This window comes from Micromonospora sp. NPDC004336, assembly GCF_053602615.1.
On record NZ_JBSGDY010000225.1, the window covers coordinates 1 to 8,184 of the forward strand.

9 protein-coding genes and 1 riboswitch are annotated in these 8,184 nt (G+C 74.3%); of the genes, 7 read left to right on the forward strand and 2 right to left on the reverse strand.

What is annotated here, in order from left to right:
- Window positions 1-137 precede the first annotated feature (137 nt).
- Window positions 138-500, reverse strand: coding sequence for a hypothetical protein (locus ACWENR_RS28105; RefSeq protein ID WP_452279965.1), 363 nt, complete (start codon window positions 498-500; stop codon window positions 138-140).
- 280 nt (window positions 501-780) lie between these two features.
- On the opposite strand from ACWENR_RS28105, the gene ACWENR_RS28110 reads away from it, so the two are divergent.
- The 3 genes from ACWENR_RS28110 to ACWENR_RS28120 all read left to right on the forward strand — a co-directional run bounded on the left by ACWENR_RS28110 (window position 781) and on the right by ACWENR_RS28120 (window position 2,744).
- Window positions 781-1,194: a hypothetical protein gene (locus ACWENR_RS28110; RefSeq protein ID WP_452279966.1), complete on the forward strand. Its 414-nt coding sequence runs from the start codon at window positions 781-783 to the stop codon at window positions 1,192-1,194.
- A 13-nt stretch (window positions 1,195-1,207) separates the two neighbouring features.
- Window positions 1,208-1,804, forward strand: coding sequence for a cell wall protein (locus tag ACWENR_RS28115; protein WP_452279967.1), 597 nt, complete (start codon window positions 1,208-1,210; stop codon window positions 1,802-1,804).
- A 73-nt stretch (window positions 1,805-1,877) separates the two neighbouring features.
- The gene (locus ACWENR_RS28120; protein WP_452279968.1) at window positions 1,878-2,744 is read left to right on the forward strand and encodes a MauE/DoxX family redox-associated membrane protein; all 867 of its coding nucleotides are present in this window, start codon (window positions 1,878-1,880) and stop codon (window positions 2,742-2,744) included.
- Window positions 2,745-3,055: 311 nt separating this feature from the next.
- Here ACWENR_RS28120 and ACWENR_RS28125 read toward each other — a convergent pair whose 3' ends face one another.
- A complete protein-coding gene (locus ACWENR_RS28125; RefSeq protein ID WP_452279969.1) occupies window positions 3,056-4,195 on the reverse strand; it encodes a CaiB/BaiF CoA transferase family protein in 1,140 nt (379 codons plus the stop codon).
- A gap of 272 nt (window positions 4,196-4,467) precedes the next feature.
- On the opposite strand from ACWENR_RS28125, the gene ACWENR_RS28130 reads away from it, so the two are divergent.
- From ACWENR_RS28130 to ACWENR_RS28145, 4 genes are all read left to right on the forward strand, one after another.
- A complete protein-coding gene (locus tag ACWENR_RS28130; protein ID WP_452279970.1) occupies window positions 4,468-5,160 on the forward strand; it encodes an RraA family protein in 693 nt (230 codons plus the stop codon).
- Window positions 5,161-5,314: 154 nt separating this feature from the next.
- Window positions 5,315-5,426: riboswitch (SAM riboswitch) on the forward strand.
- Between the two features lie 275 nt (window positions 5,427-5,701).
- Window positions 5,702-6,574 (forward strand): ABC transporter substrate-binding protein, encoded by an 873-nt coding sequence (locus ACWENR_RS28135; RefSeq protein WP_452279971.1) that lies wholly within the window; start codon window positions 5,702-5,704, stop codon window positions 6,572-6,574.
- A gap of 40 nt (window positions 6,575-6,614) precedes the next feature.
- The gene (locus ACWENR_RS28140) at window positions 6,615-7,388 is read left to right on the forward strand and encodes an amino acid ABC transporter permease (protein ID WP_452279972.1); all 774 of its coding nucleotides are present in this window, start codon (window positions 6,615-6,617) and stop codon (window positions 7,386-7,388) included.
- A 2-nt stretch (window positions 7,389-7,390) separates the two neighbouring features.
- Window positions 7,391-8,184, forward strand: a 794-nt coding sequence (locus tag ACWENR_RS28145) for an amino acid ABC transporter ATP-binding protein (protein WP_452279973.1), incomplete at its 3' end; no start/stop codon positions are given.

Here is an 8,184-nt window from a genome sequence, read left to right on the forward strand (position 1 = left end):
GAGTTTTTCTTTTTTTCAGACGTGTCCTATGCCGAACGGCGCGCCCCACGCCCCCCGCCGCCCCCCCCCGGGGGGGGCGACGTCGGTCGCCCCGCCCGGCGGGCCAACGGCCGTCGGGACCCGGATCGTGCGGCGGATCAGGGGGCGCAGTTGTAGTTGCGCACCGGCTGGGTCAGCTTCTCCTGGGTGCCGAACTTGGCGTAGATCCGCATGTAGCACGGGAACTCGACGTCGCCGTAGTAGCTCTGGACCGTGTTGGCGTAGTGCGTCGTCCCGCTGTCGGCGACCTGCCAGGCCCCCGCGTCGCCCGACTGGATCTCCCAGTAGACGTCGCCGGAGCAACCCTGCAGCCCCTGCGAGTAGGCGATCATGTTGGCGCCGTTGTAGATCTCGGACTGCACGAGGGTGCAGCTCGCCGCCTGGGCCGGGCCGGCTCCCCCGGCGAGCAGCCCCACGGCCAGCATGGCTCCCGCTCCGACCGCTGACATCAGCTTGCGCATGACCAGTCTCCTCCATCGTGGACGGTAGGTGGTCCACAGGAGCGTAGTCGGTCTGGAGATTAGTTCCAAGGGGATCTTCGATGAGGTCGAAAACTTTTATCCGCACCCCCGATCGGCCGGCGCGGCGGTCGCGGACGACACCGGGCGAGGCGGCCGCCGGCGTCGGCCGGCGCGCGTAGGAAACCTACCGGCCATCCATTGACTTCGATGATTTACGCCACAACAATCGTCTCTTACATCGATCGTTGTCATTGTTGATCGGTTCCGGAGAGGAGACACCGTGGTCGCTCTACGAGGCGAGGTGTCGTGGTTCTGCTGCGGCACCGCCTGGGGTCCCTGCGGCACGGCCGGCGGGGGCGCCTGCGGCACCTGTTCGTCCGGCAACTACCAGCACGCCTGGCCGAACACCTCGGACGCGTGCCTGGCCATCACCCGACCGCACGTGTGCGGGATCAGCGGGATGAGCCGCCGCGGCTGCGGCTTCCGGCACTACACCACCAACCTCTGCACCGGCGCCCGGGTGGGCACCGCCATCGCCGACTGCGGCCCGCAGACCGACCTCTTCTGCGGTGAGCGCACCTGCTGCGGCTCGGCCTGCGGCAGCAACCGGATCATCGACCTGACGCCCGCGGCGTACAGCGCGATCGCCAGTCTCTCCACCGGGCTGCGGCCCTGCTCGGTCGACTCCGTCTGAACGGGAGGACCCCATGGACCAGACCCTGAGGCGCCGGCGACTGCTCGCCACCGCCGCGCTCGGCGGCGTGGTCGGCGCCACCGGGCTCGGCCCGCTCGCCCCCGAGGCGGCGTTCGCCGCCGAGGCCGCGACCGTCGCACCCGGCGCGCCCGACCCGAACTTCGCCGAGGGCCGGATCAGCGCGGTCTCCGGCAACATGCTGCTGGTCACCGGCTCGGACACCGTGCTGCACTCGATCCGGGTCACCGACGGCACGAGCATCTGGAAGCTGCACCCGACCACGTTCGACCGGGTCGCCGTCGGCGACGGGCTCTACGCCCGCGGCGTCCGCCTGCCCGACGGCACGCTCGCCGCGGATGCCGTCTGGGTCAACATCGTCAACCTGCACGGGCACATCGCGGCGGTCGGTCGCAACGTGCTGCACCTCGACCACAAGGGGCGGCGGATCGTCGCGCACGTCGTGCCGGACCGCTCCGCCGCGGTCTACAACGGCACCCCGGCCGTCAGCGACCTGTCGCTGCTGCGGGTCGGCCGGCACGTGCAGGTGCTCGGCGCCTGGCACCCGGACACCAACGAGATCGACATCGCCACCGTCTACGCCGCCGCCTGACGGCGACCCCGGGGCGGCACGCGTCGGCGAACCGCCCCGGCGGGCGCCTCCCGACCGTTCGATGGGAGACCCCATGATCGACATGATCGCGGCGCTGCAACCGCTGGTGGTCGGCGCGGTGCTGATCTGGTCCGCCCGCGTGAAGCTCCTCAGCCGGCACGCCGCCGCCGCGGCCGGCCGGTCGGCGCTCGTCCGGCTGCTCGGGCAGCGCCGGGCGCTGCCCGCGTACCGGCTGCTCGGCGGCGTCGAGCTGACCCTCGGCGCGCTGCTCGTGCTGCCGCCCGCCCTGCTGGCGGAGGCGGTCGCGGCGGCGACGCTGGCGGCCGGGTTCCTCGGCTATCTCGCGTACTCCCGCCGGGCCGCCCCCGCCTCCTCCTGCGGGTGCCTGAGCGCCCGGCCGACCCCCGTCACCGGCCGCGGCCTGGCCCGGGCCGGGCTGCTGCTGGCGGCGGGCGGGCTGGCGGGGCTGGCCGACGGCGGCTGGGCGGGCGCGCTCGCCGAGCGGCCGGTGGCCGGCGCGACCGTGCTGGTCGCCGAGATGGCGGCCGTGGTGGCCCTCTCGCCGGAGCTGGACGCCGCCTGGCTGCTGCCGCTGCGCCGGCTGCGCGCCCGGCTGACCCACCCGCTGCGCGGCGGCACCGGCGTGCCCCTGCTGGCCACCGTGCAGCAGCTCCAGCTCAGCGACGCCTACCGGCAGGTGGCCCCGCTGCTCCGCTCCGACGTGCGGGAGCACTGGGACGACGGCGACTGGCGCTTCGTCGGGCACGCCGCGCGCTACCGGGGCCGCCCGGCCACCGCCGTGTTCGCCGTGCCGCTGGCCGACCGGCAGCCCGACACCGTGCGGGTCGCCGTCGTCGACGACGCCACCGGGCAGACCCTGCTCAGCCTGGCCGCCCCGGCGCCGCCGGCCGACCCCCGGCTCGCCGTCACCCCGGTGTGAGCCGGGCGACGCGACCGTGACCCGAGCGGGCACAGCCGTCAGCCGGGCGACGCGACCGTGACCCGAGCGGGCACAGCCGTCAGCCGGGCGACGCGACCGTGACCCGAGCGGGCGCAGCCGTCAGCCGGGCGACGCAGCCGCCAGCCAGGCGACGCAGCCGCCAGCCAGGCGACACAGCCGTCAGGGCGGCGCTCCGCGACGCGGAGCCGGCCGCCCCGGTGCCGTCGAAGGTGCGGACCGGTCCCGACTCGCAGGCGCCCGCCCCGGTCCGGCCGGTGCACGTACGAGCCGGCGCCGCGCCCGCCTCCGGCTCAGTCGGCGCTCAGCCAGGCGCGGATGTCCTCGCCGTGCTCGTCGAGCCCGGGCGGCGGCAGGTCGTACCGGGGCCGGGTGGCGGAGAGGCGGATCGGGTTGCGGATGCCGGGCACCCCGCCGACGATGACCACCGGGTCGAGCCCGAGGTCGCGGGCCAGGGCGACGCCGTCGTCGACGGTGTTGATCGGCGCGCACGGCACGCCCGCCGCCCGCAGGTCACGGAACCACTCGTCCCGGGTCCGCCGGCGCAGCCGCTCCACCAGGATCGGGCGCAGCGCCTCGCGGTTGGCCGTGCGGTCCGGGTTGTGCCGGAACCGGGGGTCGTCGGGCAGCGCGGGCAGGCCGAGCACCTGGCACAGCTTGCGGAACTGGCCGTCGTTGCCGGCGATGACGACGAGCTCGCCGTCGGCGGCCGGCATCGGCTCGTACGGGAACAGGCTCGGATGGGCGTTGCCCATCCGCCACGGCGACGCGCCGCCGGCGACGTGGCCGCTGGCGTGGTTGACCAGGCCCGAGAGCGCCGAGGAGAGCAGGTCCACCTCGACGTGCTGGCCGACGCCGGCGTGGGCGCGGTGGTGCAGGGCGGCGAGGATGCCGAGCGCCGCGTGCAGGCCCGCCATCACGTCGAACACGGCGACGCCGGCCTTGTACGGCGGGCCGTCCGGCTCGCCGGTGAGGCTCATCAGGCCCGACGCGGCCTGCACGGTGAGGTCGTAGCCGGGCAGGTCCGCGCCGGCGGCGGTGCCGAAGCCGCTGATCGAGGCGTAGACGATCCGTTCGTTGGCGGCGGCGACGCTGTCGTAGTCGAGGCCGAAGCGCCGCAGGGCTCCGGGGCGGAAATTCTGGATCATGACGTCGGCCCGGCGGACCAGTCGCCGGGCGAGGTCGAGATCGGCCGGGTCGGCGAGGTCCAGCACCACCGAGCGCTTGTTGCGGTTGACGCCGAGGTAGTAGGTGGACGTTCCCTCCCGGACCGGCGGCATCCAGGTGCGGGTGTCGTCCCCGCCGGGTCCCTCCACCTTGATCACGTCCGCGCCGAGGTCGGCGAGCAGCATGGTCGCGTACGGTCCGGCCAGGATCCGCGAGAAGTCCGCGACGAGCACGCCGCTCAGCGGCCCGGCCCCCTGCTCCCCCAACGGTCCTCCCCCGTCTCGCCGTTCCCCGGTCGCTCCGGGGGGCGCGCTCATGCGCGGCCGGGCGACCACCCGTGCCGGTCGGCCGCTCGCGGAACGACCACGATGGCACAGCCGGCGGACCCGGTGTCGGTCGCCCCGAGGTCCGTCCCGGGCGGGCCCGCCGGAGACGCGGGGGCCGGCCGGGCCAGCGGGTCCGGATTGGACCTCGCCACCCGGCGGTGCGGCCTTCCTACGATGACGGTCCACGCCCGCCACACCGCCGGGAGGACGTCATGCCGGAGCGCTTCGCCGACCTGTCCACGCCGCTGATCGCCGACGCCTGCGTGCGGCTCGGCGTGCCGCTGCGCGCCGCGCCGGCCGGGATCCGGCCGGTCGTCGCCGGTCACCGCCTCGCCGGGCGGGTGCTGCCGGTGCGCCACCACGGCAGCGTGGACGTCTTCCTGGAGGCGTACGCGGGCGCGACCCCCGGCGACGTGCTGGTGATCGACAACGGCGGCCGGGTCGACGAGGCCTGCGTCGGCGACCTGGCGGTGCTGGAGGGCGTCGCGGCCGGGGTCGCCGGCCTGGTGGTCTGGGGCCTGCACCGCGACACCGCCGAGCTGGTGGAGATCGCCCTGCCGGTGTTCAGCTACGGCAGCCTGCCCCTCGGCCCGACCCGGCTCGACGATCGGGGGCCGCAGACGCTCGTCACCGCCCGGATCGGGCCGCACGTGGTGAGCGCCGAGGACCTCGTCGTCGCCGACGACGACGGGGTGCTGTTCCTGCCCGCCGGGCGCGCCGACGAGGTGTTCGCGGCGGCGCGGCGGATCCGGGCCGTCGAGCGGGTCCAGGCGCAGCGCGTCCAGGCCGGGGAGACGCTGCGCGAGCAGACCGACTTCGCCGGCTACCTGGCCCGCCGCGCCACCGACCCCGGCTACACCTTCCGGCAGCACCTGCGGCGCGTGGGCGGCGCGATCGAGGAGTGACGGTGCCCGGCCGTCCGCACCGGGTCCCCGAGGGCGGCCGCGCGGGCGGCGCCGCCGCGAAGGTCGCCGACGCCGCACGGCGGCGGCCGGGACACGTGAGGGTGGTCATAACGGCTGGACGCGCCACCACGGCCGGCTGCTAGCCTCGTCGGCAGGTCATGAGCGCCAGCGTCAAGCCCCGGCTCGCTGGCCGGCAACCCTCGTCCGCGCAGGGGTGCCCCGGGTGAAGACCAGGCACCGGAGCAGTTCCGGTGCAAGCGTGGCCTGGTTCCCAGGTCAGCAACGACCGAGGAGAACCATGTCCTTCCGCATCTGCGCCCCACCGGCGGCCTTCGCCGTGGTCGCGCCGCCGTCGCCGAATCTGACCCGGCGCCGCCACGTCGACATGATGCGGGTCTGCAGCGCCTCGTGTCGCCCCGGCGACCCGCGCTAGCCGCGCGCCGAACCCCTCTTCCAGGAACCACCCCAGCGGTACGCCCACCGGGCGCACCGCCGGCGGCGCACGCCCGTGCCCGCCGTCGGAGACCTTTCGGAGACACCTGTGCGATTCCTTCCCGCCCTCACCCGTGCCGCCGCCCTCGGCGTCGCCGCCGTCGTCGCCGCCACCGCCCTGACCGGCTGCGGCGACGACGCGACCGGCGCGGCCGACAACCCGTACGACCTGCTTCAGCCGGGCGTGCTGCGCGCCGGCACGCTCACCGACGCACCGCCGAACGTCTACCTGAAGGACGGCAAGTTCACCGGCTTCGACAACGACCTGCTCACCGCCGTCGCCGAGAAGGTCGGTCTGAAGGTGGAGTTCGTCGGGACCGACTTCTCCGCCCTGCTCTCCCAGGTCAACAACCGCAAGTTCGACGTGGGCAGCTCGTCGATCACCATCACCGAGGCGCGGAAGAAGACCGTCGACTTCGGCAACGGCTACGACTTCGGCCACTTCGGGCTCGACGTGCCGGCCGGCTCGTCGCTCACCGGCTTCGACCAGCTCGCAGGCAAGCGGGTCGTGGTCGTGCAGGGCACCGTGCAGGACGACTACGCCACCGGTAAGGGGCTCGACCCGGTCCGGGTGCCCGACTACAACGGCGCGATCAACCAGCTCAAGGCGGGCACCGCCGACGCCTGGATCGCCCCCGCCGAGATCGGCGACAAGTCCGCCGCCGACAGCGGCGGCAAGATCAAGGTGGCGGCCAAGCTGCTCAGCCCCGCCCCGACGGCGTACGCGTTCGCCAAGGGCAACGACAAGCTGCGCGAGGCGCTGAACAAGGGCCTCGACGAGGTGATCGCCGACGGCACGTGGAGCCGCCTGCAGGCCCAGTACTACCCGGGCCGGCCGATCCCGGCCGACTTCAAGCCGGGCAGCGGCACGGTCCCGGTGCCGTCGGCGTCGGCGTCGGCGTCGGCGTCGGCTTCTTCCTGACCGGGACGACGAGCGAGCGGGGCGGTAGGAGAGGCGACTGATGGATCCGTTGAGCACCCTGTGGGAGACCTTCTTCGACTGGGACTCCATGCGCGAGGCGCTGCCCGAGATGCTGACGGTCGGGCTGCCCAACACGCTGATCCTGGCGGTCTCCGCCGCCCTGCTCGGCTCGGTGCTGGGCATGGGGCTGGCCGTCGCGGGCATCTCGCGTACGCGATGGTTGCGCTGGCCGGCGCGGGTCTACACCGACGTGTTCCGGGGCCTGCCGGCCGCGGCGACCATCCTGCTCATCGGCGTCGGCCTGGCGCCGCTGGGCATGCAGGTGTGGGGCCCCAACCCGTACCCCCTCGGGGTCCTGGCGTTGTCGCTGATCGCGGCGGCCTACATCGGCGAGATCTTTCGCTCCGGCATCCAGTCGGTGGAGGCCGCCCAGCTGGAGGGGGCCCGGGCGCTGGGCCTGTCCTGGGGCGAGGCGATGCGCCTGGTGATCGTGCCGCAGGGCATCCGCCGCGTGCTGCCGGCCTGGGTGAACCAGTTGATCGCGCTGATCAAGGACTCCAGCCTGGTCTACTTCCTGGGCCTGCTGGCCAGCCAGCGGGAGCTGTTCCGGATCGGGCAGGACTACGCGGCGAACACCGGCAACCAGTCGGCGCTGCTGCTGGCCGGGCTGTTCTACCTCGCGCTGACCGTGCCGCTGACCCACGCGGTCAACTGGATCGACCGGCGGCTGCGGCACGGCCGGCAGGCCGCGGCGCCCGACGACGACGACCTCGACCTGGCCCTGCCGGGCGCGGCGGGAGGGAACCAGCGATGAGCATCGACACGACGGGGTCGGTGAGCCTGAGCGTCCGGGACGTCCACCTGGCCTTCGGGTCGCACCGGGTGCTGCGCGGCGTGGACCTCGACGTAGCGCGCGGCGCCACGGCGTGTGTGATCGGCCCGTCCGGCTCGGGGAAGTCCACCCTGCTGCGCACCATCAACCGGCTCATCGAGCCCGACCGGGGCGACGTGCTGCTCGACGGGCGCAGCGTGCTGCGGGACGACCCGGACGCCCTGCGGCAGCGGGTCGGCATGGTCTTCCAGCAGTTCAACCTCTTCCCGCACATGAGCGTGCTGCGCAACATCACCCTCGCGCTGCGCCGGATCCGCAAGCTTGCCGAGGACGAGGCCGTGGCGGTCGCCCGCGACCACCTGGAGCTGGTGGGGCTGGCCGCCAAGGCCGACGCCCGGCCGGCGCACCTGTCGGGCGGGCAGCAGCAGCGCGTCGCGATCGCCCGCGCGCTGGCGTTGCGTCCGCAGGTGATGCTCTTCGACGAGGCCACCTCGGCGCTGGACCCGGAGCTGGTCAAGGGCGTGCTGGGGCTGATGGCGGAGCTGTCGGCCGGCGGCATGACGATGGTGGTGGTCACCCACGAGATGGGCTTCGCGCGCGAGGTCGCCGACACGGTCGCGTTCATGGATCGCGGCGTGGTGCTGGAGGTCGGCGAGCCGGCGGCGGTCTTCGAGCGGGCGGAGCACCCGCGGCTGCGCGAGGTCGTCATCGGGCGGGAGCACCCCGCGGGCCTGCTGCGCGCCGAGGTCGACCGAGTGGCCGCCAGTCACGGCGGCCT

Bases quoted from the DNA above. Each gene is read 5' to 3' on its own strand.
- ACWENR_RS28115 (WP_452279967.1), top strand. From the start codon at position 1,208: ATGGACCAGACCCTGAGGCGCCGGCGACTGCTCGCCACCGCCGCGCTC.
- ACWENR_RS28130 (WP_452279970.1), top strand. From the start codon at position 4,468: ATGCCGGAGCGCTTCGCCGACCTGTCCACGCCGCTGATCGCCGACGCC.
- ACWENR_RS28120 (WP_452279968.1), top strand. From the start codon at position 1,878: ATGATCGACATGATCGCGGCGCTGCAACCGCTGGTGGTCGGCGCGGTG.
- ACWENR_RS28140 (WP_452279972.1), top strand. From the start codon at position 6,615: ATGGATCCGTTGAGCACCCTGTGGGAGACCTTCTTCGACTGGGACTCC.
- ACWENR_RS28105 (WP_452279965.1), bottom strand. From the start codon at position 500: ATGCGCAAGCTGATGTCAGCGGTCGGAGCGGGAGCCATGCTGGCCGTG.